Origin of the sequence: Streptomyces narbonensis (assembly GCF_014649015.1) — a bacterium.
GTDB classification, from domain to species: Bacteria; Actinomycetota; Actinomycetes; order Streptomycetales; family Streptomycetaceae; genus Streptomyces; species Streptomyces narbonensis.
In genome coordinates, this window is record NZ_BMSF01000007.1 from 144,746 (window position 1) to 171,373 (window position 26,628).

Annotated in this window: 23 protein-coding genes; 9 read left to right on the plus strand and 14 right to left on the minus strand. The window is 72.7% G+C overall.

Annotation, left to right across the window (positions count from 1 at the left end; all coding sequences use genetic code 11):
- The 3 genes from IE124_RS15195 to IE124_RS15205 form a co-directional block, all read right to left on the minus strand.
- Entirely contained in the window at nt 1-2,328 is a 2,328-nt protein-coding gene (locus IE124_RS15195) for a sodium-translocating pyrophosphatase (RefSeq protein ID WP_189508293.1), read from the minus strand.
- A 171-nt stretch (nt 2,329-2,499) separates the two neighbouring features.
- Entirely contained in the window at nt 2,500-2,958 is a 459-nt protein-coding gene (locus IE124_RS15200) for an ATP-binding protein (RefSeq protein WP_189508294.1), read from the minus strand.
- Between the two features lie 14 nt (nt 2,959-2,972).
- Nucleotides 2,973-3,326: an STAS domain-containing protein gene (locus IE124_RS15205; protein ID WP_055642712.1), complete on the minus strand. Its 354-nt coding sequence runs from the start codon at nt 3,324-3,326 to the stop codon at nt 2,973-2,975.
- Between the two features lie 80 nt (nt 3,327-3,406).
- Between IE124_RS15205 and IE124_RS15210 the strand changes: the two genes are divergently transcribed.
- Nucleotides 3,407-5,887 carry a DEAD/DEAH box helicase gene (locus tag IE124_RS15210; RefSeq protein ID WP_189508295.1) on the plus strand — a complete coding sequence of 827 codons (2,481 nt, stop codon included), beginning with the start codon at nt 3,407-3,409 and terminating at the stop codon, nt 5,885-5,887.
- On the opposite strand, the gene IE124_RS15215 is transcribed toward IE124_RS15210, so the two are convergent.
- From IE124_RS15215 to ssd, 7 genes are all read right to left on the minus strand, one after another.
- Nucleotides 5,826-6,254 carry an Rv3654c family TadE-like protein gene (locus tag IE124_RS15215; protein WP_189508296.1) on the minus strand — a complete coding sequence of 143 codons (429 nt, stop codon included), beginning with the start codon at nt 6,252-6,254 and terminating at the stop codon, nt 5,826-5,828. The genes IE124_RS15210 and IE124_RS15215 overlap by 62 nt on opposite strands.
- The gene (locus tag IE124_RS15220; RefSeq protein WP_189508297.1) at nt 6,251-6,598 is read right to left on the minus strand and encodes a TadE family type IV pilus minor pilin; all 348 of its coding nucleotides are present in this window, start codon (nt 6,596-6,598) and stop codon (nt 6,251-6,253) included. The genes IE124_RS15215 and IE124_RS15220 overlap by 4 nt, the downstream gene beginning before the upstream one ends.
- A 10-nt stretch (nt 6,599-6,608) precedes the next feature.
- Entirely contained in the window at nt 6,609-6,806 is a 198-nt protein-coding gene (locus IE124_RS34900; protein WP_381861248.1) for a DUF4244 domain-containing protein, read from the minus strand.
- A 140-nt stretch (nt 6,807-6,946) separates the two neighbouring features.
- Nucleotides 6,947-7,585, minus strand: a complete 639-nt coding sequence (locus IE124_RS15230; RefSeq protein ID WP_229832477.1) for a type II secretion system F family protein — start codon at nt 7,583-7,585, stop codon at nt 6,947-6,949.
- The gene (locus tag IE124_RS15235) at nt 7,582-8,472 is read right to left on the minus strand and encodes a type II secretion system F family protein (protein ID WP_370468770.1); all 891 of its coding nucleotides are present in this window, start codon (nt 8,470-8,472) and stop codon (nt 7,582-7,584) included. Before IE124_RS15235 ends, IE124_RS15230 begins: the two co-directional genes overlap by 4 nt.
- On the minus strand, nt 8,469-9,662 hold the full coding sequence (locus IE124_RS15240; RefSeq protein WP_189508299.1) for a TadA family conjugal transfer-associated ATPase: 1,194 nt from the start codon (nt 9,660-9,662) through the stop codon (nt 8,469-8,471). The genes IE124_RS15235 and IE124_RS15240 overlap by 4 nt, the downstream gene beginning before the upstream one ends.
- Nucleotides 9,659-10,756 carry a septum site-determining protein Ssd gene (ssd, locus tag IE124_RS15245; RefSeq protein ID WP_189508300.1) on the minus strand — a complete coding sequence of 366 codons (1,098 nt, stop codon included), beginning with the start codon at nt 10,754-10,756 and terminating at the stop codon, nt 9,659-9,661. The genes IE124_RS15240 and ssd overlap by 4 nt, the downstream gene beginning before the upstream one ends.
- 509 nt (nt 10,757-11,265) lie before the next feature.
- Here ssd and IE124_RS15250 point away from each other — a divergent pair.
- Nucleotides 11,266-12,132 (plus strand): HAD family hydrolase, encoded by an 867-nt coding sequence (locus tag IE124_RS15250; protein WP_189508301.1) that lies wholly within the window; start codon nt 11,266-11,268, stop codon nt 12,130-12,132.
- 345 nt (nt 12,133-12,477) lie between these two features.
- Here IE124_RS15250 and IE124_RS15255 read toward each other — a convergent pair whose 3' ends face one another.
- On the minus strand, nt 12,478-13,359 hold the full coding sequence (locus tag IE124_RS15255) for a Fic family protein (RefSeq protein ID WP_189508302.1): 882 nt from the start codon (nt 13,357-13,359) through the stop codon (nt 12,478-12,480).
- Nucleotides 13,360-13,461: 102 nt separating this feature from the next.
- Here IE124_RS15255 and IE124_RS15260 point away from each other — a divergent pair, with 102 nt between their 5' ends.
- Complete coding sequence (locus tag IE124_RS15260) at nt 13,462-14,448, plus strand: ATP-binding protein (protein ID WP_189508303.1); 987 nt, start codon at nt 13,462-13,464, stop codon at nt 14,446-14,448.
- Between the two features lie 173 nt (nt 14,449-14,621).
- Here IE124_RS15260 and IE124_RS15265 read toward each other — a convergent pair whose 3' ends face one another.
- Complete coding sequence (locus tag IE124_RS15265) at nt 14,622-15,974, minus strand: polysaccharide deacetylase family protein (RefSeq protein WP_229832479.1); 1,353 nt, start codon at nt 15,972-15,974, stop codon at nt 14,622-14,624.
- 323 nt (nt 15,975-16,297) lie between these two features.
- Between IE124_RS15265 and IE124_RS15270 the strand changes: the two genes are divergently transcribed.
- From IE124_RS15270 to IE124_RS34905, 6 genes are all read left to right on the plus strand, one after another.
- The gene (locus IE124_RS15270) at nt 16,298-18,862 is read left to right on the plus strand and encodes a SulP family inorganic anion transporter (RefSeq protein ID WP_189508304.1); all 2,565 of its coding nucleotides are present in this window, start codon (nt 16,298-16,300) and stop codon (nt 18,860-18,862) included.
- Nucleotides 18,863-19,055: 193 nt separating this feature from the next.
- On the plus strand, nt 19,056-21,011 hold the full coding sequence (acs, locus tag IE124_RS15275; protein WP_189508305.1) for an acetate--CoA ligase: 1,956 nt from the start codon (nt 19,056-19,058) through the stop codon (nt 21,009-21,011).
- Nucleotides 21,012-21,254: 243 nt separating this feature from the next.
- Entirely contained in the window at nt 21,255-22,646 is a 1,392-nt protein-coding gene (nhaA, locus tag IE124_RS15280) for a Na+/H+ antiporter NhaA (protein ID WP_189508306.1), read from the plus strand.
- Nucleotides 22,647-22,735: 89 nt separating this feature from the next.
- On the plus strand, nt 22,736-23,221 hold the full coding sequence (locus IE124_RS15285) for a phage holin family protein (protein ID WP_189508307.1): 486 nt from the start codon (nt 22,736-22,738) through the stop codon (nt 23,219-23,221).
- A complete protein-coding gene (locus IE124_RS15290; RefSeq protein ID WP_189508308.1) occupies nt 23,218-24,153 on the plus strand; it encodes an alpha/beta fold hydrolase in 936 nt (311 codons plus the stop codon). Before IE124_RS15285 ends, IE124_RS15290 begins: the two co-directional genes overlap by 4 nt.
- A 135-nt stretch (nt 24,154-24,288) precedes the next feature.
- Nucleotides 24,289-24,483, plus strand: a complete 195-nt coding sequence (locus tag IE124_RS34905) for a hypothetical protein (RefSeq protein WP_078627229.1) — start codon at nt 24,289-24,291, stop codon at nt 24,481-24,483.
- A 67-nt stretch (nt 24,484-24,550) separates the two neighbouring features.
- On the opposite strand, the gene IE124_RS15295 is transcribed toward IE124_RS34905, so the two are convergent.
- Nucleotides 24,551-25,750 (minus strand): MarP family serine protease, encoded by a 1,200-nt coding sequence (locus IE124_RS15295; protein ID WP_189508309.1) that lies wholly within the window; start codon nt 25,748-25,750, stop codon nt 24,551-24,553.
- 46 nt (nt 25,751-25,796) lie between these two features.
- Nucleotides 25,797-26,531 (minus strand): NUDIX hydrolase, encoded by a 735-nt coding sequence (locus IE124_RS15300; protein WP_189508310.1) that lies wholly within the window; start codon nt 26,529-26,531, stop codon nt 25,797-25,799.
- Nucleotides 26,532-26,628: the final 97 nt, after the last annotated feature.

Here is a 26,628-nt window from a genome sequence, read left to right on the forward strand (position 1 = left end):
TCAGGAGACGGCTACCGAACGCCGCTTGGAGAGCCGCACCGCGACGACCACGACGAGGACCGCGAGTCCGGCGACCACCGCCCTCACCCAGTCGCTCGCGTCCTCCCCGTATCCGAACTGCACGACGGCGGGGGCGATCAGCAGCGCGACGAGGTTCATGACCTTCAGGAGAGGGTTGATCGCCGGTCCCGCGGTGTCCTTGAAGGGGTCGCCGACCGTGTCCCCGATGACGGTCGCCGCGTGCGCGTCACTGCCCTTGCCGCCGTGGGTACCGTCCTCGACCAGCTTCTTCGCGTTGTCCCACGCACCACCGGAGTTGGAGAGGAAGACCGCCATCAGGGCGCCCGTGCCGATCGCCCCGGCGAGGTACGCGCCGAGCGGGCCGACGCCGAGCGCGAAGCCGACCGCGATCGGGGCCGTCACGGCGAGCAGCCCGGGCGTGGCGAGTTCGCGCAGCGCGTCCCTGGTGCAGATGTCGACGACCCGCCCGTACTCGGGCTTCTCGGTGTACGTCATGATCCCGGGGTGCTGGCGGAACTGCCGCCGCACCTCGTGGACCACCGAACCGGCCGACCGGGAGACCGCGTTGATCGCGAGCCCCGAGAAGAGGAAGACGACCGCCGCACCGAGGATCAGCCCGAAGAGGTTGTTGGGCTGCGAGATGTCCATCGAGAGCGTCAGGAGGTCGGCCGCCCCGCCGATCGCCTTGGCCCCGCCGGCCTCGGCGACGGCCGTCGCGATGGCGTCCCGGTACGAGCCGAAGAGCGCCGCGGCCGCCAGGACGGCGGTGGCGATGGCGATGCCCTTGGTGATGGCCTTCGTGGTGTTGCCCACGGCGTCGAGGTCGGTGAGGACCTGCGCGCCAGCGCCCCGGACGTCCCCGGACATCTCCGCGATGCCCTGCGCGTTGTCGGAGACCGGGCCGAAGGTGTCCATGGCGACGATCACGCCGACCGTGGTGAGCAGGCCGGTCCCGGCGAGGGCGACCGCGAACAGCGCCAGCATGATCGAGGCGCCGCCGAGGAGGAACGCCCCGTAGACGGCCAGTCCGATCAGCAGGGCCGCGTAGACGGCGGACTCCAGGCCGAGGGCGACGCCCGCGAGGACGACGGTGGCGGGGCCGGTGAGCGAGGACCTGCCGATGTCCCGCACCGGCCGCCTGCCGGTCTCGGTGAAGTAGCCGGTGAGCTGCTGGATGAGGGCGGCGAGGACGATGCCGATGGCGACCGCGACGAGGGCGAGGACCCGCGGGTCGCCGTCGTGGCCGGGGATGCCGGGCTCGGTGACGCCTTCGAGCTCGGCGTACGAGGACGGCAGGTAGGTGAAGGCTGCGACGGCGACCAGCACGAGCGAGACGGTCGCCGAGAGGAAGAAGCCCCGGTTGATCGCGCTCATCCCGCTGCGGTCGGCGCGCCGCGGGGCGACCGCGAAGATGCCGAGCACCGCCGTGACCACGCCGATGGCCGGAACCATCAGCGGGAAGGCGAGGCCGTGGTCACCGAAGGCGGCCATGCCGAGGATGAGGGCCGCGACCAGCGTCACCGCGTACGACTCGAAGAGGTCGGCGGCCATGCCCGCGCAGTCGCCGACGTTGTCGCCCACGTTGTCGGCGATGGTGGCGGCGTTGCGCGCGTCGTCCTCGGGAATGCCCTGCTCGACCTTGCCGACCAGGTCGGCGCCGACGTCGGCGGCTTTGGTGAAGATGCCGCCGCCCACCCTCATGAACATCGCGATGAGCGCGGCGCCGAGCCCGAAACCCTCCAGGACCTTCGGCGCGTCGGCGGCGTAGACGAGGACGACGCAAGAGGCTCCGAGCAGCCCGAGACCGACGGTGAACATGCCGACGACCCCGCCCGTGCGGAACGCGATCCGCATGGCCCGGTGCGCGACCTCGGTGAGGTCCTTCTCGGGTTCGCCCGGCCCGGGGGTGGCCTCCCTGGCCGCCGCGGCGACCCGCACGTTGGCCCGGACGGCGAGGCGCATGCCGACGTATCCGGTGGTCGCCGAGAACAGCGCCCCGACCAGGAAGAACAGGGACCGTCCGGCGCGCTGCGCCCAGTCGTCGGCGGGCAGCAGCATCAGCAGGAAGAACACGGCGACCGCGAAGACGGCGAGGGTACGCAGCTGCCGCGCGAGATAGGCGTTGGCGCCCTCCTGCACGGCGGCGGCGATCTCCTTCATCTTCTCGGTGCCCTCGCCGGCCCTGAGCACCTGGCGGACGAGGAGCTGGGCGACGACCAGCGCGCCGAGGGCGACGGCCGCGACGACGACCACGATCGTCCGGTTCCCGCTCGTGAGCACCGCCGCGGCGAGCGAAGTGGGGTCCATGGAGACGGATCATAAGGAGAGGAACCGGCACAAACGGGGACCCCGCGGGGCCACCGCGCGGATGCACCAATCCGAGCGGGCCCATCGAGGCGGACCCGGGCCGGGAACGCAGAAGAGGCCCCGCACTGGGCGGGGCCTCTTCTCGTCGCTCTCGTGCCGCTCTGGGCGGGGTCAGGACAGGACGTCCGCCGGGCTGGTCGGCCAGCTCATGCGGATGGTGCCGCCGTCCTCGCCGGCGCTCACCTCGAAGTCGTCGACGAGCCCGCGGATCACCGCGAGACCCATCTCGTCCTCGCCGTCGGCGTCGTCGAAGTCGTCGGCCGGGGCCGAGGACCGCGCACCGGGCACACCGGCGGCATCCGCCGCCGCCACGCCCGCGCCCGGCACCTCGTCGCCGACCTCGATGGAGAAAGCCTTCTCCTCCTCGGTCAGCACGACCCTGATGGGGGTCGTGACGCCGTTGCTGCGATGCAGCCCGACCGCACGGGAACAGGCCTCGCCGACGGCGAGACGCACCTCGTCGAGGACCGCCTCGTCCACTCCGGCCCTGCGGGCGACCGCGGCCGCCACCAGGCGGGCCGTACGGACGTGCTCGGGCTGAGCGCTGAATCGGAGTTCAACGGTGGCCATGCGATCCCCCTGGGTCAGTCGACCGCGTTGACGGCCTCGTCGACCGACTGGTGGATCGGGAACACCTTGGTGAGCCCCGTGATCCGGAAGATCTTCAGAATGCGCTCCTGGTTGCAGACCAGACGCAGCGAGCCCTCGTGCGCGCGGACGCGCTTCAGGCCGCCGACGAGCACACCGAGGCCGGTGGAGTCGAGGAAGTCCACGCCCTCCATGTCGACAACCAGGTGGTAGCTGCCGTCATTCACCAACTCGACCAACTGCTCGCGCAGCTTGGGCGCGGTATACACATCAATCTCGCCACCGACCTCGACGACCGTACGGTCACCACCAGCGCCGGACACATTGCGAGTCGACAGGGACAGGTCCACGGATCCTCCAGCACCTTGCTATCGGGCGATCGCCCCCTCGGGCCTCCCGGGCGGAGCCAGGGAACTGATCGCCAGCCGCAATGGCATTCAATCACTTACGAGCAGCCATGCACGACGCCTTGGAAGCATTGTCCGTCCTGGCAGTGACACACTCGGTGCCGATGGCCAAGAATCAGCGCCCCCCTCGACCGGCCGGGGACACGGGCAGTCGCCCCTCCCCCGGCATGGTCCTCGACCGGCTCTCCGCAGGCGAGAGTCGGGCCGCGCGCATCACTCATATGGAGCACATGCCCGCCCGGGAGGGCCGTCATGCCGTCTGGCCGCACCTGATCCGTCCCGAGGTGATCAGCGCGATCCAGGAAGCCGGGATCGAGCACCCCTGGGCTCATCAGGCCGAGGCCGCGGAGGCCGCCCTGAACGGCGATTCCGTGGTGATCGCCACAGGAACCGCCTCGGGCAAGTCGCTCGCCTACCTCGCCCCGGTCCTGACGACCCTCCTGGACGGCGCGGAGGCCCCCAACGGACGCGGGGCCACCGCCCTCTACCTCTCGCCCACGAAGGCCCTCGCCGCCGACCAGCGCCGCGCCGTACGGGAACTGGCCGCCCCGCTCGGCACCCGGATCCGCCCCGCCGTCTACGACGGCGACACGCCGGTCGAGGAGCGCGAGTGGGTCCGCCAGTACGCGAACTACGTGCTGACCAACCCCGACATGCTGCACCTGGGCATACTTCCCTCCCACCCCAGGTGGTCCTCCTTCCTGCGCGCCCTGCGCTACGTCGTGATCGACGAGTGCCACACCTACCGAGGCGTCTTCGGCTCGCACGTCGCCCAGGTGCTGCGCCGCCTGCGCCGGATCTGCGCCCGGTACGGCTCCGATCCCGTCTTCCTCCTCGCCTCGGCCACCTCCGCCGAACCGGCCCTGGCCGCCGGCCGCCTCACCGGCCTGCCGGTCACCGAGATCTCCGATGACGCCTCCCCGCGCGGCGAACTGGTGTTCGCCCTGTGGGAGCCGCCGCTCACCGAGCTCCACGGCGAGCGCGGCGCGCCCGTACGCCGCACCGCCACCGCCGAGACCGCCGACCTGCTGACCGACCTGACCCGGCAGGGCGTGCGCTCGGTCGCCTTCGTCCGCTCCCGGCGCGGCGCCGAACTGATCTCGGTGATCGCCCAGGAACGGCTCGCCGAGACCGACCGCGCCCTGGCCCGCCGGGTCGCCGCCTACCGGGGCGGCTACCTGCCCGAGGAGCGCCGCGCCCTGGAGCGGGCCCTGCATTCGGGCGAGCTCCTCGGCCTGGCCGCCACGACCGCCCTGGAGCTGGGCGTGGACGTCTCCGGCCTCGACGCCGTCGTGATCGCCGGCTACCCGGGCACCCGGGCCTCCCTGTGGCAGCAGGCGGGCCGCGCCGGCCGCTCGGGCGAGGGCGCCCTCGCGATCCTCGTCGCCCGGGACGACCCGCTGGACACCTTCCTGGTCCACCACCCGGAAGCGATCTTCGAGCAGCCCGTCGAATCGACCGTCCTCGACCCCGACAACCCCTACGTCCTCGCCCCCCACCTCTGCGCCGCCGCCGCGGAGCTCCCGCTGACGGACACGGACCTGACGCTCTTCGGCCCCGCCGCGCCCGGTCTGATGCCCCAGCTGGAGGGCGCCGGGCTGCTGCGCCGCCGCTCCACCGGCTGGTACTGGACCCGCCGCGAGCGGGCCGCCGACCTCACCGACATCCGGGGCGGCGGCGGCAGTCCCGTCCGGATCGTGGAGGCCGGCACCGGCCGCCTCCTCGGCACGGTCGACGAAGCCGCCTCCCACACCGCCGTCCACGAGGGCGCCGTCCACCTCCACCAGGGCCGCACCTACCTGGTGCGGGAGCTCGATCTGAAGGACTCCGTGGCATTCGTGGAGGAGGCCGTCCCGCCGTACTCCACCACCGCCCGCGACACCACCTCCGTCTCCGTCCTCGAGACCGACACCGAGATCCCCTGGGGAGCCGGCCGCCTCTGCTTCGGCTCCGTCGAGGTCACCAACCAGGTCGTCTCCTTCCTGCGCCGCCGTCTGATCACCGGCGAGGTCCTCGGCGAGTCCAAGCTCGACCTGCCACCCCGCACCCTGCGCACCCGGGCCGTGTGGTGGACGGTCACCGAGGACCAGCTCGACGCCGCCCGGATCACCCCCGAGATCCTCGGGGGCGCCCTGCACGCCGCCGAGCACGCCTCCATCGGCATGCTGCCGCTCTTCGCCACCTGCGACCGCTGGGACATCGGCGGCGTCTCCGTCCCCCTCCATCCCGACACGCTGCTGCCGACGGTCTTCGTGTACGACGGCCATCCGGGTGGCGCGGGCTTCGCCGAGCGCGCCTTCCACACGGCCCGGGCCTGGCTGACCGCGACCCGCGAGGCCATCTCCTCCTGTGAGTGCGAGGCGGGCTGCCCCTCCTGCGTCCAGTCCCCGAAGTGCGGCAACGGCAACGATCCGCTGCACAAGCGCGGCGCGGTCCGCCTCCTCACGGAACTGCTGCGGGAGGCCCCGGAGCCGCCGCCCGCGGAGGCCCCGCCCGCGAGCTGACATCCGGCCGGTAGGGCCCGCTCACCGCCCTGGCCGTCACCTCGGCGAGTTCGCCGCGCACGGCGCACCGCAGCAGCTCGGCGCCCTGCGCGGCCGCCACCCGGGAAGCGACGCCGCATGCCTCGGCCTCGCCCCACAGGGCCCGGTCGGCCGCCGCGAGAGCGGCCAGATCCGCCGCGCCGCCGGCCTTGTGCCGGGCCGCCACCGCCTGCCCGAGCGCCAGCACCGCCCCGAACACCACACACAGCGCACAGGCCGCGAACGCCGCCCACACGGTCGCCGCGCCCCGGTCGCCACGGCCGCCCGGACCGGCCCGGAGGCCCCGGCCGAGCCGACGGGCAGGGCCGGACCCGCGGTCCGCCGTCACGGTGGGCCCCCGACCGCCAGGGCCTCGCCCACCGTGTCCTCCGCGAGGGCCGCCGCACCCGCCCGCAAGGTCAGTCCCATGCCCCGGGGGCCCGGCGCGGCCACCTCCACCGTCACCCGCCACAGCTCCCCCGACCGCGTCACCGACACCCGGGCGCCCTCGGGCGCCGCGGCCCGGGCGGCTCCTTCGGCGGCGGCCACCGGTTCGGAGCGGGCCGCGGCCCTGGCCCCCGCCCGCGCCGCGTCGACGCACCGGATCTGCGCGGCGGCCGCGGCCAGCGCCCAGAGCAGGGTCACCGTGAACAGCGCGACCACGGGCAGGACCATCGCCGCCTCCACGGTCACGAACCCCCGGTCAGAACGGCGCATCGAGGGCCTTGCCGATCATCGACTCAAGCGCTCCCGAGACGGTCCCGCTCGTCACGATCTTGTAGAGGACCGCGGCGAAGGCCGCCGCGGCGATCGTGCCCACCGCGTACTCGGACGTCGTCATGCCCGAATCGGACCGCAAGGCCCGCCGCCTGGCCCGCCACCACCCCCTCACCGCACGCAGCCGGCCGCCCTTCGCCGAGCCGTTCTCCGTCGCCGCGTCCGTCACGCCCGCCGTGTTCACGGTGTGCACGGTGTTCAACGTGTTCGCCATATTCGTCATGTCCGTCATGTCGATCTCCTTGTCCCGTCCTGTCGTTGCCTTCATCGGTCCATCAGTCCCGCAGCCAGCCCGATCACCACGGGCGCCACCCCCACCGCCAGGAACGCGGGCAGGAAGCAGAGCCCCACGGGCGCGCTGATCAGCACCTGTGCCCGGCGGGCCCGGGCTGCTGCCGTCCGGGCACGGGCGGCCCGCAGGCCGGCCGCGTGCCGGGCGACGGCCTCCGCCGCGGGCGCCCCCGAGGAAGCGGCTCGCTCCATGCAGCGGGCCAGCCCTTCGGCGCCCGGCATCTCGCCGAACCTCCGCCACACCTCGGTCGGTTCGCCACCGAGCCGCAGTTCGGCCGCCGTGCGGGCCAGCCGCTCGCCCAAGGGCCCGCCCAGCGAGCGGCCCACGGCCTCCGCCGCCTCTCCGGGCCCCGCTCCGGCGGAGGCGCAGGCGGCCAACAGATCCGCTGCGAGCGGAAGGTGACGTGCCGCCGTCTCGCTCTCCTCGGAGGGCGAAGGCGTCCGCTTGCGGCCCCTCCGCCTCCCTGGCCGTGGCGCGGGCGTCGCCAGCAGGCTCCCGGCCCGCCGCCGCATGCCCCGCACCCGCCGCTCGCGCACCACCTCGCGGCCCGCCTGCACACACAGCACCATCAGCAGGACCAGAAGCCCCGCGACCTGAACAGCCCCCGTCACGCCCGCTCCCCTCCCCGGACGATCCGCGCGGCCCACCACAGACCGGCCGCCTCCAGCGCACCGCCCACCACCAGGCACCCCAGCCCCGCCGGGGTGTGCAGGAGCACCCGAAACGGATCGGCGCCCAGCGCCGCGCCGAGGGCGAGCCCCGCCGCCGGCAGCACCGCGAGAACCGTGACCGTCGCCCAGGCCCCGGCCAGTTCGGCCCGTAGCCGCTCCCGCTGCTCGTGGTGGTCCCGCAGGGCCGCCTCCAGCCGGTCGAGCCCCGCCGCCAGGCCCGCGCCGCCGTCCACGGCCACCTGCCAGCAGGCCGCCAGGCCGGCGAGCCCGTCGGCACCGCCCTGCCGGGCCGCCCGCCGCAGCACTTCCGGCACGTCCCCGCCGAACCGGGCCGCCGCGAGCACCGCCGCCTCCTCGTCACCCAGCGCGCCGGTCTGCCGGGCCGCGAAGGACAGCGCCTGCGCGGGCTGCCAGCCGGCCCTCAACTCCCCGGAGACGGCCCCGCAGAGGGCCACCACCGCCCCGGCGCGCGCCTCGCACTCCTTCCGCCGCTCGGCCGCCCGCAGTCGCCGTGCGACCAGCGGCACCGCGACTCCTCCGGCGAGGAGCGGCAGCGGCGACCCGCCCAGCAGGGCGAGGGCCCCCGCCGCCGGCAGGCACAGCCAGGAGCGCCGGCGGACCACCAAGGCCCGCCACCGCGCGACCGCCGCCCACCACGCACGGAGCTGCTCCTGCCCTCCGGGCTCGTCCGGCACGACACCCGCGAGCACCAACCGGGCCCGGGCCACCCCGCGCCGCCACTCGACGAGCCCCCACAGGGCGAGCCCCGCACAGAGCACCGCCGCGCCCTCCGCCGCCGCCCGCACCGACACCAGCTCCACGATCACCACGTCCCGCCTCCGATCAGCGACCGCAGCCGCTCCCAGCCCCGCTCCCGCTCGAATCCGGCCGCACCCCATCGCAGCGCGGGAACCGTCCGCACGAGTCCGTCCCGATCCCGCTCCAGGACGTGGATCTCGGCGATCCGCCGCCGCCCGTCCCGGCCCCGCACGAGGTGGAGCACCACGGAGAGACCCGCGCCCAACTGGCTGTGCAGGGCGGCCCTGTCGAGCCCGGCAGCGGTCCCGAGCGCCTCCAGCCGGGCCGGTACGTCCGCCGCGGTGTTGGCGTGGACCGTCCCGCAGCCGCCTTCGTGTCCGGTGTTCAGGGCGGCGAGCAGGTCCACCGCCTCGCCGCCTCTGACCTCGCCGACCACCAGCCGGTCCGGCCGCATCCGGAGGGCCTGGCGGACCAGGTCCCGCAGGGTCACGAGCCCGGCGCCCTCCTGGTTCGCGGGGCGGGCCTCCAGGCGCACCACGTGCGGGTGGTCCGGCCGCAGCTCCGCCGAGTCCTCGGCGAGCACGATCCGCTCCCGATGGCCCACGAGACCCAGCAAGGAGGCGAGCAACGTGGTCTTCCCCGTCCCCGTGCCACCGCTGACCAGGTACGACACGCGGGCGTCGATCAGCGCCCGCAGGACGCGGGCTCCGCCCGGCGGCACGGTGCCCGCCTCGGCCAGCTCCTCCAGGGAGAAGGCGCGGGGGCGCACGACTCGCAGGGACAGACAGGTCGAGCCGACCGCCACCGGAGGCAGCACCGCGTGCATGCGGGTCCCGTCGGGCAGCCGGGCGTCCACCCAGGGCCTGGCGTCGTCGAGCCTGCGTCCCGCCACGGCGGCGAGCCGCTGCGCGAGCCTGCGGACGGCAGTGGCGTCGGGGAAGGCCACCGGGGCCCGTTCGAGTCCGGTGCCCCGGTCCACCCAGACCCGGTCGGGCGCCGAGACCAGGACGTCGGTGACCCCAGGATCGGCGAGCAGCGGCTCCAGGGGCCCGGTCCCGATCAGTTCGGACCTGAGCTCCTCGGCCGCGCCGAGGACCTCCGCGTCGCCGAGCAGCCGTCCCTGGGCCCGCAGAGCCGCCGCCACCCGCGCGGGTGTGGGTTCGGCCCCGCTCGCAGCGAGCCGCTGCCGTACGGCGTCGAGCAGTCCCGCACCGCCGGACCCGAGTCCGCCGCCGCCCGCGACGACGGTCCCGGTCACGCCGCACCGCCCGGGGCGAGGGCGCGCTCCCAGAAGGCGGCGCAGAACCGGCCGAGCGCCCCGCGGGGCTCCGCGCCCGGCGGTACGCCCGCGTCCTGGTCGGCGACGATCCCCGGGTCGTAGGGCAGTTCCCCGGCGAGCGGCAGCCGCAGCGCGTCGGCGACCCAGCGCTCGTCGAGCCCGGCCGCGTACGGTCCGCGGACCACGGCCCGGAGGTCGCGCACGACCACTCCGAGGACCGAGGCCACCCGGTGGGCCGCCGCGACGGCCCGCAGCTCGCCGGGGACGACGAGGAGTCCGAGGTCGAGCTGGGCCAGGGCCTCGGCGGCCGCCTCGTCGGTCCCTCGCGGCAGGTCGACCACGACGACCCCGCCGCGCCGGCGCGCGGCGGCGAGCACGGACCGCACGGCCTCGGGAGGCACCGGCGCGGCGGGCTCCCGACCCCAGCTGAGCACCCGCACTCCGCGCACGGCGGGCAGGGACTCCTCCAGGGCGCCGCCGGCCAGCCGTCCCTTCGAGGCGGCGAAGTCGGCCCAGCGTCTGCCGTCCTCGCGCTCGCCGCCGAGCAACACGTCGAGGCCCCCGCCCAGCGGGTCGCCGTCCACGAGCAGGGTCCGCCGGCCGGTGCGCGCGGCGGCCAGCGCGAGGCCGCAGGCCAGGGTGGAGGCGCCCGCGCCGCCCCTGCCACCGACGACCCCGACGGTCAGGGCCTGTCGCCCCACGCCCTCCGCCGCGTCGGCGATGCGGTCGACGAGGACGCTCTCGGCCTCCGGCAGCCGCAGCACACACTCCGCTCCGACCTCGACGGCCAGCCGCCAGACCCCCGGATCGTCCTGCTCACGGCCGACGAGGACGACCCCCGGGCGACGCGTCGCCGCCCGGCAGCGGGCCGCGACGTCGTCGCCGACGAGCACGAGCGGCGGGTCGGTCCAGCTCGCCCGCCGCTCCGGCACACGGTGGTGCACCTCGGGCTCCACCCCGGCCGCCGCGCACAGCCGCAGGAGGTCGTCGAGGAGCGCGAGGTCCTCGGTGACGATCAGCGGCCCGGCACGGCGCGACTCGCCCGCCACCCCACCCGGGACCGCGGCGCCCACGGCAGCCCTCCCCGCCGTCCTCGCCGCGCTCCCGGCTCCGGAAGTCCTTGTTCCCTCCACGGCGCACGCCCCTCTCGTGATTCCTGTCGTCCGCGAACTTCGCGTCAGGAATCACCGTGGGGCAGTACCGGAAATCTTGGAGATCTCACCGAAAAACTGTGGATAACCAAGGGTCTGTGAATATCTACGCCACCCCTCCGGGGACTGCCCGGAGCGCAGCCCATCGATTACGGTGAGTGACGAAACAAGTGCTCGACAGCAGGGCGGCCGAGCACGGCCGCGGAGCGAGGAGAGAGGAGTCCGCGATGACACGGAGGGCCGAAACGGCTCCGGACATGCGACGACCCCCGCCGGGGGGGAGAGCGGGGGTCGTCTTTCCGGCCGACTCGGGGGGGGAGGAGCCGGACCGGGTTAGCACGGTCGCGAACGATCCGTGACTTCCATGGTGTACCCGAGAGCCTTCTCAGGCAAACCCACGCGCCCCAGCGTACGCCGAATGGCGGGCACCTATGCTCAGGCTTGTGGAAAACCACTCCTTGCCGCGCACAGCCGCCTTCTTTGACCTGGACAAGACGGTCATTGCGAAGTCCTCGACGCTGACCTTCAGCAAGTCCTTCTACCGGGGCGGGCTGATCAGCCGCCGTGCCGCCCTGCGGACGGCCTACATCCAGTTCGTGTTCCTGGTGGGCGGAGCCGATCACGACCAGATGGAGCGGATGCGCGAATATCTCTCCGCGCTCTGCAAAGGCTGGAACGTCGCCCAGGTCAAGGAGCTCGTCGCCGAGACCCTGCACGACCTGATCGACCCGATCATCTACGACGAGGCCGCCTCCCTCATCGAGGAGCACCACGCTGCCGGCCGCGACGTCGTGATCGTCTCGACGTCCGGCGCCGAGGTCGTCGAGCCGATCGGCGAGATGCTCGGAGCCGACCGCGTCGTCGCCACCCGGATGGTGGTCGGCGAGGACGGCTGCTTCACCGGCGAGGTGGAGTACTACGCCTACGGACCGACGAAGGCCGAGGCCGTCCGGGAGCTCGCGGAGTCGGAGGGGTACGACCTGTCCCGCTGCTACGCCTACAGCGACTCCGCGACCGACATCCCCATGCTGGAGGCCGTCGGCCACCCGTTCGCCGTCAACCCCGACCGGACGCTGCGCCGTGAGGCCGTCGCCCGTGAATGGCCGGTGCTCTCCTTCGAAAAGCCGGTGCGGCTCAAGCAGCGGCTGCCGGAGTTCCGGATGCCGCCCCGTCCCGCCCTCGTCGCCGCCGCGGCCGTGGGTGCGGCGGCGGCGACGGCCGGAATCGTCTGGTACGCCTCGCGGCGCCGCCAGGCCGCACTCGCCCATCGCCTCGCCGGTGACTTTGCCCGAATTTGAGCAATGACGAAAGAAGCGGAGCCAGCACTTTCGCTTCCCCGCCGACAGGAGTAGAAAGGAATCAGGCCCGCGAGACCGAGGACATCCGAGAGGATCACCTGTTGAGCATGAAGGCCCCACGGACCTAGCACAGAAACCGAGCACCCACGCGACGTCGACCCGTCGATTACGGGCCAGCCGCACCAGGCCAAGGGCAAAGTTCCCGGCCTGATGGGCACTTATCGAGGACGCATGGTAACTGGGTAGACGTGCCAGCGGCGGTACCAGACCTGGTGCCGCCGCAACCCGTTTCCGGCCCGGCTCCGGATCGCAAACTGAGCCGGGCCGGAAGCGGACCGACCCTCGTCAGGCCGCGCCGCGCTGGAGCGCCTCGCAGACGGCCGTCGACTCGCGGACCCCCAGCTCGACGGATCGGCCACAGTGCGCGATCCAGCCGCCCACGCCCTCCGGGGTGCCCGACAGATACCCCTCGAACGCGGCGAGGTACGCCGCCGCACCCTGCTCGGCGTGACCGACCTCGGCCGGGCAGATCGCCTTGGGGTCGAGGCCGCTGCCGACCAGCACGATCCGCTCCGCCGCCCGTGCGACCAGGCCGTTGTACGAAGTGAAGGGGCGCAGGGCGAGGAGCTCGCCGTGCACGATCGCGGCCGTCACGAGCGCCGGCGCGTCGCCGCCCGCGACGATCAGCTCCGCGAGCCCGTCGAGACGGCCGGCCACCTCGGAGGGCGTCGGGAGCGGGGCGTCGACGAGGGGTTCGTCGACGGTCTCGCCGTCCAGCCGAGGCCGGCCGACCGAATCCGCGACGGCGCCGGCCGCCGTACCGGTGCCGGTACCGGCCGTGCCCGCGGTGCCTCCCGGGATGCCCGCGTCGCCCGAGGCGACCAGGTGGAGGCGGGCGAGCACCCGCATGGGCGACTGGCGCCAGATGGAGAGGAGCTGCCCGGCCTCCGCGCCCAGACGCAGGGCGGCGCCGACCGTGCGGGCCTCGGCGTCGGCGCTGAAGTCGGTGCGCCGCCGGACCTCCTCCAGGGCCCAGTCGGCACCGGAGAGGGCGGCCGAGCCGCGCGCGCCGCGCAGCGCCGCCTCGGAGGAGATCTCGTTGCTGCGGCGGCGCATCACACGGTGGCCGTAGACCCGGTCGACGGCCTTGCGTACGGAGTCCACCGCGTCGGCGACGCCCGGCAGGGAGCCGAGGGCGGCCAAGGGGTCAGAGGCGTGCGTACTCATAAGTAGGGAGGCTACGCGCACCGGCGGCCCGCCCCACGATGGAGTGGTCTTCTTCACGCACCTTGACCACGCCGCGCATTCATGCCGCTACGCTAGGTGAACATGAAGATCGCTTTCGTGGGGAAGGGCGGCAGCGGCAAGACCACGCTGTCCTCGCTCTTCATCCGCCACCTCGCCGCCACCGAGTCCCCGGTCGTCGCCGTCGACGCCGACATCAACCAGCACCTGGGCGCCGCGCTCGGACTGCCCGAGCCCGAGGCCGCCGCGATGCCCGCGATGGGCGCGCACCTGCCGCTCATCAAGGAGTACCTGCGGGGCTCGAACCCGCGGATCGTCTCCGCCGACACGATGATCAAAACGACGCCGCCCGGGGAGGGTTCACGGCTGCTGCGGGTCCGCGAGGACAACCCGGTCTACGAGGCCTGCGCGCGCACGGTGGGGCTCGACGACGGCGACATCCGGCTGATGGCGACCGGCCCCTTCACCGAGTCGGACCTCGGGGTGTCCTGCTACCACTCGAAGGTCGGCGCGGTGGAGCTCTGCCTCAACCACCTGGTCGACGGGGCCGACGAGTACGTGGTCGTCGACATGACGGCGGGCTCGGACTCCTTCGCGTCCGGCCTCTTCACCCGCTTCGACATGACCTTCCTGGTCGCGGAGCCGACGCGCAAGGGCGTCTCGGTCTACCGCCAGTACAAGGAGTACGCGCGGGACTTCGGCGTCGCGCTCAAGGTCGTCGGGAACAAGGTCCAGGGCGAGGACGATCTCGAATTCCTGCGCGCCGAGGTCGGCGACGACCTGCTGGTGACGGTGGGCCACTCGGACTGGGTCCGCGCGATGGAGAAGGGCCGACCGCCCCGCTTCGAGCTCCTGGAGGCGGAGAACCGCATGTCGCTCCAGGCCCTCCAGGACGCGGCCGACGACTCGTACGCCCACCGCGACTGGGACCGCTACACGCGCCAGATGGTCCACTTCCACCTCCGCAACGCGGAGAGCTGGGGCAACGCCAAGACCGGGGCCGACCTGGCGGCGCAGGTCGACCCCGAGTTCATGCTCGGCGAACCCCTGGCCGTCGCGCAGCTTGGCTGACGCGCCCCGGGCCGGCCGCCGCCGGACGGAGTCCGGCGCAGCGCCGCGAAGCCCGCGAGGCGCCCCCGGCGCCGAGCGGCGCGAGGGACGCGAGGGCAGAGGGGCCGGGGCCGACCTGGCGGCGCAGGTCGGCCCCGAGTTCATGCTCGGCGAACCCTGGTCGCGCGAAGGGCTCAGCGTCGTTCAGCCTGCTTGACGCCGGTCGCCGGGGCGCCCGCCGGGGCGGGGGGCCGGGCCGCCAGGAAGGTCCGCCAGCCGCCCTGCGGGGCCTCTCCCACCTTCAGGGTCCGCATCTTGGCGATGACGTCGGGGTCCTGGGCGTCGAGCCAGTCGGCGAGCTGACGGAAGGACACGCACTTGACGTCCTTCTGCACGCAGACCGTAGCGATGGTCTCCTCGATGGCGCGCATGTACGTGCCGCCGTTCCAGGACTCGAAGTGGTTGCCGATGATCAGCGGCGCGCGGTTGCCCCGGTAGGAGCGCTCGAAGGCCTGCACCAGGCCGTCCCGCATCTGGTCGCCCCAGTACGCGTGCCGCGAGGGGTCGCCCTGGGTCGTGCCGGGGGACTGGTTGACGAGGAAGTTGTAGTCCATGGACAGCGTCTGGAAGGCGCGGCCGGGGACCGGCACCAGCTGCATCGACAGGTCCCAGAGGCCCAGGTCCTTCTTGGGCCAGATCTGGTCGTTGACGCCGCTCGTGTCGTAGCGGAAGCCCATCTGCGCCGCCGCCTGGACGAAGTTCTCCCGCCCCTCCAGGCACGGCGTGCGGGCGCCGACGAGCTCCTTGTCGTAGTCGAAGGGGAGCGGCTGCTCCGCGCTCAGCCCGGCGTTCGTCTTCCAGTTCTTGACGAAGGACTTGGCCTGGTTGATCTCGCTCTTCCACTCCTCCGGCGACCAGTTGCCGACGCCCGACTCCTTGCCGCAGAAGTGGCCGTTGAAGTGGGTGCCGATCTCGTTGCCCTCCTGCCACGCCGCACGCAGTTCGCGGACGGTGGCACGGATCCCCTCGACGTCGTTGAAGCCGATGTCGGAGCGTCCCGCGCTGTGCTGCGGCGGGTCGTAGAGCTTCCGCTTCTCCTCGGGCAGCAGGTACACGCCGCTCAGGAAGTACGTCATGGACGCGTCGTACTTCTTGCCGACCGAGCGGAAGTGGGAGAACAGCTTCTGGCTGTCCTCGCCCGCGCCGTCCCACGAGAAAACCACGAACTGCGGCGGGGTCTCCCCCGGCTTGAGCCGCTCCCAGACCGGCTGGTGCGGCTGGGCTCCGGTGAAGGCCGTGGAACCGTCGCCGATCAGGCGGACCGCGTTCGGCGGAGCCGCGGCCGGGCTCTTCTTGGCGCCCGAGCCGCCCTGTGTGCCCTTCTGGGCGGCTTCGTCGGAGCCCGAGCAGCCGGCGACGCCGGTGATCAGGGCGACCGCGAGGGCGCCGGCGGCGAGCACCCTCTTGCGGACGGCCTTGTGGACGGCCCCGTGGACGCCCACGTGGACGGTCTGGTCGACTGCGGTCCTTCTCCCGGCGGCTGACATCCGCCCACCTCTCCTCAAAGCACATTTCCGTACGAGCGGCATCCCGTACGAGCGGCGTCAACGTCGCACCACACCTGCCGGAGAGATGAAACGACAAGCGGCATTTCGTTCGCCTATCACCGGAACCGGTGAATCATTGCCCTGTTTGCCCCGAAAATAATGCCGGAGACTTTACTCTCCATTACGATCCGTTTACCGAGCGTTGGCCTTCCCATCCCGGGGGTCCAACCGGAATCCCGCCGCTGCACGCCGTGACCCACGGCCGCGCCCCCACGTTCGTCCCGCACGAGCCGCGACCGCGCCGCCCCGGAGGAGACGGGAACATGACTCTCTGCACGCCTGCCCGCAAGTCCACCCACCACAAGAACACCCGGCCCCGAGGTCAGCGGCCGCACGGCCCGCCGGGCGGACCGCGCCGCTTCCACGTCGCGGGCGCGGACCTGTCCGCCTCGGTCGCCGTCTTCCTGATCGCCCTGCCGCTCTCGCTCGGCATCGCGCTCGCCACCGGAGCACCGCTCCAGTCCGGCCTGGTCGCCGCCGCCGTCGGCGGCATCGTCGCCGGCCGGTTCGGCGGCTCCCCGCTCCAGGTGAGCGGGCCCGCCGCCGGCCTCACCGTGGTGACCGCCGAACTCATCCAGCGGTACGGCTGGCGCACCACCTGCGCCATCACCGTCCTCGCCGGACTCGCCCAACTCGGCCTGTCCGTCCTGCGCGTGGCTCGATCCGCGCTCGCCGTCTCGCCCGCGATCGTGCACGGCATGCTGGCCGGCATCGGCGTCACCATCGCCCTCGCCCAGCTCCACATCGTGCTCGGCGGCACCCCACAGAGCTCCGCCGTGGACAACGTCCTCGGCCTGCCCGCCCAGTTGGCGGACATCCACCCGTCCGCGCTCGCCATCAGCGCCCTCACTGTGACCGTCCTGCTGTCTTGGCCGAAGCTTCCGGGCCGGGCCGGGCGGCTCGCCCGGAGAGTCCCCGCCGCGCTCGTCGCGGTGGCCGGGGCGACCGCTGCGGCCGTCGTCGCCGGGCTCTCCGTGCCCCGCGTCGACCTGCCCTCCTGGAGCAGTCACGCGCTGCCCGGGCTGCCCGAGGGGCCGGTCCTCGGCATCGCCGCCGGGGTGCTCACGATCACGCTGGTCACGAGCGTGCAGTCGCTGCTCTCCGCCGTCGCCGTCGACAAGCTGGTCGCCGCCCGCGGGGACCGCAGCCGGAGCGTCCCGCGCTCGAACCTCGACCGTGAGCTCGCCGGACAGGGCGCGGCCAACGTGGTCTCCGGGGCGCTCGGCGGACTGCCGGTCGCGGGAGTCGCGGTCCGCTCCGTCGCCAACGTCTCGGCGGGAGCGGTGAGCCGGACGTCCACCATGCTCCACGGCCTGTGGATCGTGCTGGCGGCCCTGCTGCTCGTCCCCGCGCTCGACCTGATCCCGCTGGCCGCGCTCGCCGCGCTCGTCATGGTCGTCGGCATCCAGATGGTCAGCATCACCCACATCCGCACGGTCACCCGGCACCGCGAGGTCGTCGTGTACGCGGTGACGACGGCCGGTGTCGTCCTCGTCGGCATCCTGGAAGGCGTCGCCCTCGGCATCGCCGTGGCCATCGCCGTCGCGCTGCACCGGCTGGCCCGCACGCGGATCAGCCGCGAGGAGCGCGACGGGAACCCGCTGCTGCACGTACGCGGCCAGCTGACCTTCCTCGCCGTCCCCCGGCTGAGCCGAGCCCTTCACCAACTACCCCAGGGCTCCCACGTCGTGGTCGAGCTTGACGGATCCTTCATGGACCACGCGGCCTACGAGACGCTGAGCGAGTGGACGACCGGGCACATCGCCCACGGCGGGACGGTCGAGACGACCGGCCCGTCCGGGGCCCGGATCGCCGAACCCGCCCCCGCCGCGGCCGCCGACTCGGCCGCGCCCACCTGCTGCCGCCCGTGGACCCCATGGCACAACCACCAGTGCGGGGAGCTGCCGGCCGAGGGACCGCCCGCCTCGGAGGAAGGGCCCGAGGGGCCGGAGTCCGACGAGCCCCGGCGGTCGTCGGGGCTGCACCTGGCCAGCGGCATCGGCAAGTTCCAGCGGAACACCGCCCCGCTCGTCCGGGACGAGCTCGCCCGGCTCGCCCGCGAGGGCCAGCGCCCGTCGCAGCTCTTCCTGACCTGTGCGGACTCCCGCCTGGTCACGAGCATGATCACCTCCAGCGGCCCGGGCGACCTCTTCACCGTGCGCAACGTCGGCAACCTCGTCCCCCTCCCCGGCGAGGAGAGCGGGGACGACTCGGTGGCGGCGGCTATCGAGTACGCGGTGGACGTGCTCCAGGTCTCGTCGATCACCGTGTGCGGCCACTCCGGCTGTGGCGCGATGCAGGCCCTGCTGGGCAGCGCGCCGGAAGACCCGGCCGTACCGCAGACCCCGCTGCGGCGCTGGCTGCGGCACGGCCGGCCGAGCCTGGAGCGGATGGCGAGCCACCGCCACGCCTGGGCCCGGATCTCCGGACGGCTGCCCGCCGACGCGGTCGAGCAGCTCTGCCTGACCAACGTGGTGCAGCAGCTGGAGCACCTCAGGGCGTACGAGTCGGTGGCGCGCCGACTGGACGAGGGCAGCCTCACGCTGCACGGCGTGTACTTCCACGTGGGCGAGGCGCAGGCGTACCTGCTCTCCGGCACGGACGAGGTGCACAGCTACGACGACGTCTTCACCCAGGTCATGCCGACGGACTCCGAGGAGGCGGACCCCGAGGAGGCGGACCCCGCAGAGACGGAGGCCGCAGAGAAGGAGGCCGGGAAGGCGGACCTCAGAGGGACCGACCTCGGCCGGACCGACCTCAGAGGGATCGACGCCAGAGGGACCGACCACAGAAAGGCCGAGGTCAGGGAGACCGCGCGCGCGTCCTGAACCATCCGGCGTCCCCGTCCGTGAGACTGTGTGGCCCCTTCTCCCACCGCTCGGGAGCAAGGGGCCACACCGCGTCAAGTCCCTCACAGGTCTAAACCAATTCCCTGGAGACTCTTGTCACCCGGGCATCTGACTGATGAGGTATGACGCGGGACACATACGCACAGAGGACGCCCTGGGAAAGGGAGATGTCGTGAGCAACGAATCCTTGGCCAACCTGCTCAAGGAAGAGCGGCGGTTCGCGCCGCCCGCCGAGCTGGCCGCGGACGCCAATGTGACGGCGGAGGCGTACGAGCAGGCCAAGGCGGACAGGCTGGGCTTCTGGGCCGAGCAGGCCAAGCGCCTGACCTGGGCCACCGAGCCGACCGAGACGCTCGACTGGTCGAACCCGCCGTTCGCCAAGTGGTTCGCGGACGGCGAGCTGAACGTGGCGTACAACTGCGTCGACCGCCATGTCGAGGCCGGCCACGGCGACCGGGTCGCCATCCACTTCGAGGGCGAGCCGGGCGACAGCCGCGCCATCACCTACGCCGAGCTCAAGGACGAGGTCTCCAAGGCGGCCAACGCCCTGACCGAGCTGGGCGTCCGCAAGGGCGACCGGGTCGCCGTCTACCTGCCGATGATCCCCGAGGCGGCCATCACGATGCTGGCCTGCGCCCGCGTCGGCGCCGCCCACTCGGTGGTCTTCGGCGGCTTCTCGGCCGACGCCGTGGCCTCCCGCATCCAGGACGCCGACGCCAAGCTGGTCGTCACCGCCGACGGCGGCTACCGCCGTGGCAAGCCGAGCGCCCTCAAGCCGGCCATCGACGAGGCCGTCGCCAAGTGCCCGCAGGTCGAGCACGTCCTCGTGGTCCGCCGTACGGGCCAGGACACCGCCTTCACCGAGGGCCGCGACGTGTGGTGGGACGACATCGTCGCCCGCCAGTCCGCCGAGCACACCCCGGAGGCCTTCGAGGCGGAGCACCCGCTCTTCATCCTCTACACCTCCGGCACCACGGGTAAGCCGAAGGGCATCCTGCACACCTCCGGCGGCTACCTCACCCAGGCCGCGTACACGCACCACGCGGTCTTCGACCTGAAGCCGGAGACCGACGTCTACTGGTGCACCGCCGACATCGGCTGGGTCACCGGGCACTCGTACATCGTCTACGGCCCCCTGGCCAACGGCGCGACGCAGGTCATGTACGAAGGCACCCCGGACACCCCGCACCAGGGCCGGTTCTGGGAGATCGTGCAGAAGTACGGCGTCACGATCCTCTACACGGCGCCCACCGCGATCCGCACGTTCATGAAGTGGGGCGACGACATCCCCGCGAAGTTCGACCTGTCCAGCCTCCGCGTGCTGGGCTCGGTCGGCGAGCCGATCAACCCCGAGGCCTGGGTCTGGTACCGCGAGCACATCGGCGCCAACAAGACCCCGATCGTGGACACCTGGTGGCAGACCGAGACCGGCGCGATGATGATCTCGCCGCTGCCGGGCGTCACCGAGACCAAGCCGGGCTCAGCCCAGCGCCCGCTCCCCGGCATCGCCGCGACCGTCGTCGACGACGAGGCGAACGAGGTGCCGAACGGCGGTGGCGGCTACCTGGTCCTCACCGAGCCGTGGCCGTCGATGCTCCGCACGATCTGGGGCGACGACCAGCGCTACATCGACACGTACTGGTCCCGCTTCGAGGGCAAGTACTTCGCCGGTGACGGCGCCAAGAAGGACGAGGACGGCGACATCTGGCTGCTCGGCCGGGTCGACGACGTCATGCTCGTCTCGGGCCACAACATCTCGACCACCGAGGTCGAGTCGGCGCTCGTCTCGCACCCGGCCGTGGCCGAGGCGGCCGTCGTCGGCGCAGCGGACGAGACCACCGGCCAGGCCATCGTCGCCTTCGTCATCCTGCGCGGCTCTGCCACCCAGGACGAGAACCTCGTCGCCGACCTGCGCAACCACGTCGGCGCGACCCTCGGCCCGATCGCCAAGCCGAAGCGGGTCCTGCCGGTCGCGGAGCTGCCGAAGACGCGCTCGGGCAAGATCATGCGCCGTCTGCTGCGCGACGTGGCGGAGAACCGGGAGCTGGGCGACGTCACGACGCTCACCGACTCCTCGGTCATGTCGCTCATCCAGACCCAGCTGCCGTCCTCCTCCAGCGAGGACTGATCGGCGACACGGTCACCACCTGACACGGAACGCCCGTCCCGAGCCTTCGGGGCGGGCGTTTCCCCTGCCGCGCCCAAGGGGGATGAAACGCCTTAATATCCATAAAGTGAACCCAGCCGGACACGCCCCGCGCTCGTTAGGTAAGGTAAGGATCGCGTCAGGAACGCGTCAGAAGGACCCAGGTGAGCCGGGAAGTCTGGTCGGCATGTGCTTCGCCCTGCCTGCCCGACGGAGGATTCCCACGTGTCTGCGCCCACCGACCGCAAGTTCCTCGGCCTGCTCTCCCTGCCCGAGCGGCGGTACATCGCCGACGCCCTGCGCACCGAGACCGTCGGCGGCGTACTGCTCCTCCTCGCCGCCGTCGCCGCCCTCATCTGGGCCAACACCCCCGCGGCGGACGGCTACAAGGCCGTACAGGACTTCCACATAGGCCCATCCGCCCTCGGCCTCGACCTGTCGATCCAGCACTGGGCGGCCGACGGCCTCCTCGCGATCTTCTTCTTCGTCGCCGGCATCGAGCTCAAGCGCGAGCTCGTCGCGGGCGAGCTGCGCGACCCCAAGGCCGCCGCGCTCCCCGTCATCGCCGCGATCTGCGGCATGGCCGCGCCCGCCGTCGTCTACACCCTGGTCAACACCCTCGGCAACGGCTCGATGGACGGCTGGGCCGTGCCCACGGCGACCGACATCGCCTTCGCGCTCGCCGTCCTCGCCGTCATCGGCACCTCCCTGCCGTCCGCGCTGCGCGCCTTCCTGCTGACCCTCGCCGTCGTCGACGACCTCTTCGCGATCCTGATCATCGCGATCTTCTTCACCAGCGACCTGAACTTCGCCGCGCTCGGCGGCGCGATCGCCGGACTCGTCGTCTTCTGGCTGCTCCTGCGCAAGGAGGTCCACGGCTGGTACGTGTACGTCCCGCTGGCCCTCGTCATCTGGGGCCTCATGTACAACAGCGGCGTCCACGCCACCATCGCCGGCGTCGCCATAGGCCTGATGCTGCGCTGCACCACCCGCGAGGGCGAGAAGCACTCCCCCGGCGAGCACATCGAGCACCTCGTACGGCCCCTCTCCGCCGGCCTCGCCGTCCCGCTGTTCGCGCTCTTCTCCGCCGGCGTCAGCGTCTCCGGCGGGGCGATCGGGGACGTCTTCACCCAGCCGGTCACCCTCGGCGTCGTCCTCGGCCTCGTCGTCGGCAAGGCCATCGGCATCTTCGGCGGCACCTGGCTCGCCGCCCGCTTCACCCGGGCCGAGCTCAACCCCGACCTGACCTGGCCGGACGTCTTCGCCGTCGCCTCCCTCGCCGGCATCGGCTTCACCGTCTCGCTGCTCATCGGCGAGCTCGCCTTCGCCGGCGACGCAGCCCTCACCGACGAGGTGAAGGCCGCCGTCCTCATCGGCTCCCTCATCGCGGCCGTCCTCGCCTCCGTCCTCCTCAAGCTCCGGGTCCGCAGGTACCAGTCGCTCATCGCCGACGAGGAGCGCGACGAGGACCAGGACGGCGTCCCCGACATCTACGAGCAGGACAACCCCGCGTACCACCTACGCATGGCGGAGATCTACGAGAAGAAGGCCTCCGAGCACCGCGAGCGCGCCCGAGCGGCGGGGGCATCGCGCGACGACGCCGACCGTCCGGCATGATCTGAGTCGGACCGTAGACGTCGGCCCGTGGCAGAGGACTCGCACCGGTGTGGAGAGCCTCGGACCGCAGAAGAGAAGAGGGAGCAGCGATGAGCGACCCGTTCGACGGCACCGAGCGCAGCCTCGGCCAGCTGGTCGCCTCGGCGACCGCCGAGATGTCCGCGCTGGTGCACGACGAGATCGCCCTGGCCAAGGCCGAGGTCAAGCAGGACGTCAAGCGCGGCGCGATCGGCAGTGCCGCGGGCATCGCCGCCGGCGTCGTGCTGCTGTTCTCGCTGCCGATGCTGAGCTTCGCGCTCGCGTACGCCATCAACACCTGGACCGGCGGGCACAACGGCAACGGGGGCTGGAACCTCGTCTGGTGCTTCCTGCTCTCCTTCACGGCGAACGTGCTGCTCGCGGGCCTCCTCGGCTTCGTGGCGTACGCCAAGTTCCGCAAGGTGAAGCCGCCGGAGAGGTCCATCGCCTCCGCCAAGCAGACCGCGGCGATCATGCAGAACGCGAAGCCGCACCCCCGTCCGGAGCAGCGCCCGGCACTGGACAAGGCCTCCGCTGTGGCACGCTCGTCCGTATGACCCTCCCCGAGAGCAGCAGCGGCAACGGCGGGCCCGTCCGGCTCGACGGGCCGTGGACCCATCGCGACGTGGCCGCCAACGGCGCCCGCTTCCACATCGCCGAGATGGGCGACGGCCCGCTGGTGCTGCTCCTGCACGGCTTCCCGCAGTTCTGGTGGACCTGGCGCCACCAGCTGCCGGCCCTCGCCGACGCGGGGTTCCGGGCCGTCGCGATGGACCTGCGCGGGGTCGGCGGCAGCGACCGCACGCCCCGGGGTTACGACCCCGCCAACCTGGCCCTCGACATCACCGGCGTCATCCGCTCCCTCGGGGAACCGGACGCGGCGCTCGTCGGGCACGACCTGGGCGGCTACCTCGCCTGGACGGCGGCCGTGATGCGGCCCAAGCTGGTGCGCCGCCTGGCCGTCTCCTCGATGCCGCACCCGCGCCGCTGGCGCTCGGCGATGCTCTCCGACTTCGCGCAGTCGCGGGCCGGCTCGCACATCTGGGGCTTCCAGCGGCCGTGGCTGCCGGAGCGCCGGCTCGTCGCGGACGACGCGGCGCTCGTGGGGGAGCTGATCCACGAGTGGTCGGGGCCGCGCCCCGCCGACGAGGACGCCGTCGAGGTGTACCGGCGGGCGATGCTGGTCCCGTCGACGGCGCACTGCTCGATCGAGCCGTACCGCTGGATGGTGCGCTCCCTGGCCCGCCCGGACGGCATCCAGTTCAACCGCCGCATGAAGCGGCCCGTACGGGTGCCGACGCTGCACCTCCACGGCTCCCTGGACCCGGTGATGCGGACCCGCAGCGCGGCCGGCTCGGGCGAGTACGTGGAGGCGCCGTACCGCTGGCGGCTCTTCGACGGTCTCGGCCACTTCCCGCACGAGGAGGACCCGGCGGCCTTCTCCACGGAGCTCGTCAACTGGCTGAAGGATCCCGAGCCGGATCGCTGACGCACCGTCCGCACCGCTTTCCGGCCAGGCTTCTGACGCACAGGCATCCGTCGAACGGCCATGTGCCCGGCGCATACTCCAATTGGCGGGCCCCCGGGCGGTTACCGACCTTGGGGCACGGGCAGACGTCGAGGTATGGGCTGGACGCACGACTACGGTGACACAGCACGCAACCGCCGCTCGGCCGCTGGGCCGGGCTCCCGAGAGAGGGGTGGCCCCCAGGACCAGGGCCACGCGCACGCCGTGCCAGGGGTAGGGATCTCACGCATTCTGCGCCGCCGGGCGCGCTGGGTCTCGGCCCGGCTCCGGCATCCACGCGACACGCCGTAGGGGGTACGACACCCGGGGCGACGACCTGGGGGGCCTCCTTTTCGGGAGGCCTCCTCCGAGTCGTGCGCTACAGCGCGCAGCCCTGGGTGTCGACCTGCTGGACGGCGGTCTTCCCGCGCTCGATGTCCTCGCGGATCTCGTCGACAGTCAGGGCGTAGCCGGTGTTCACGTCGTCGAGGGAGCGGGCGAAGATCACGCCGTTCACCTCGCCGTCCTCCGTGAGGAGCGGGCCGCCGGAGTTGCCCTGACGGACCGTCGCGTACAGCGAGTACACGTCCCTGCGCACCTCGTCCCGCTGGTAGATGTCGGGCCCCTTGGCGCTGATACGGCCCCGGACGCGCGCGGAGCGCACGTCGTACGAGCCGTTCTCCGGGAAGCCGGCGACGATCGCGTCGTCGCCGCTGCGGGCGTCCTGCTCCGTGAAGTTCAGCGGCTGCGCCTTGAGGTCCGGCACGTCCAGGACGGCGATGTCGCGCTGCCAGTCGTAGAGGACGACCTTGGCGTCGTAGAGCTTGCCCTCACCGCCTATCTGGACGGTCGGCTCGTCGACCCCGCCGACGACGTGGGCATTGGTCATGACCCGGCGGTCGGCGAAGACGAAGCCGGTGCCCTCGAAGACCTTGCCGCAACTCGGCGCGGTGCCGACGACCTTCACGATGGAGCGCTGGGCGCGGGCGGCAACCGGGCTGTCGGCGAGCTCCGGGTCGGGCGGGGTGACCGGGGTGATCGGCTCGTTGGCGAAGGGGCTGAAGACCGGGGGGAAGCCGCTGCGGGCCAGCATGGAGCTGAAGTCGTCGAACCAGCGGGACGCCTGATCCGGCATCACCTGCTCCACCCCGAGCAGGACCTTGGAGTTCCGCACCTCCTTGCCCACGGTGGGCAGCGAGGTCCGGGCCAGGGCCGAGCCGATCAGCCAGGCCACGAGCAGCATCGCGACGACGTTGACCAGAGCGCCGCCGGTGGCGTCCAGGGCGCGCACCGGTGACCAGGTGATGTGCCGGCGGAGCTTGTTGCCGAGGTGGGTGGTGAACGCCTGGCCGACCGAGGCGCAGATGATGACCACCATCACGAAGACGACCGTCGCCGTGGTCGAGACCTCGCTGTTGTCCGTCAGCTGGTCCCAGAGGATCGGGAGCAGCAGAACGGCGACGAGACCGCCGCCGAGGAACCCGACCACCGACAGGATGCCGACCACGAATCCCTGGCGATATCCGATGACGGCGAACCATACGGCGGCGAGCAGCAACAAGATGTCCAGCACGTTCACCGTCGATAGCCTCGCAAATTCGTTTCGGTCGCCCGGGGTCAGCCTGTCATGAGCGCCAGTCGAGCGGGACCTGCTTGGACCGGTCCCAAGGTCGCTCCCAGCCCGAGTAGTGCAGTAGCCGGTCGATCACTCCGGCCGTAAAACCCCAGACCAGAGCGGACTCGACCAGGAAGCCGGGGCCCTGGTGGCCGCTCGGGTGGACGGTCGTCGCGCGGTTCGCGGGATCCGTGAGATCCGCCACGGGCACGGTGAACACGCGGGCGGTCTCGCCGGGGTCGACGACCCCGACCGGGCTCGGGACGCGCCACCAGCCGAGGACGGGGGTGACGACGAAGCCGCTGACCGGGATGTAGAGCTGCGGCAGTACGCCGAAGATCTGGACGCCCGCCGGGTCGAGCCCGGTCTCCTCCTGGGCCTCCCGCAGGGCGGCGCGCAGCAGCCCGCCGTCGGCCGGGTCGCCGTCCTCGGGGTCGAGGGCGCCGCCCGGGAAGGAGGGCTGCCCGGCGTGCGAGCGGAGGCTGCCGGCGCGCTCCATGAGCAGCAGCTCGGGGCCGCGCTCGCCCTCGCCGAAGAGGACGAGGACGGCTGACTGGCGCCCCGCGCCGCTCTCTGGCGGCAGGAAGCGGCTCAGCTGCTCGGGCGCGACCGTGCGGGCGGCCCGGTCGACGGGGCCGAGCCAGGCCGGCAGGCCGCCCCTGTCGAGCAGACCGCCGGTACCGGGGGCGCGGGCCCCTTCGCCGTGCACGTGCTCGTCATGGATGTCTTCGTCAGTGCGCGTCATAGGCACCCCGTGTTTCACAACGCGATCGATGGTCGTCTTCGTTCCCTGCGGGTCGGGGCCGGCGGGTCGGCCTCGCGCGACCGGCCCGGGGCTCCGC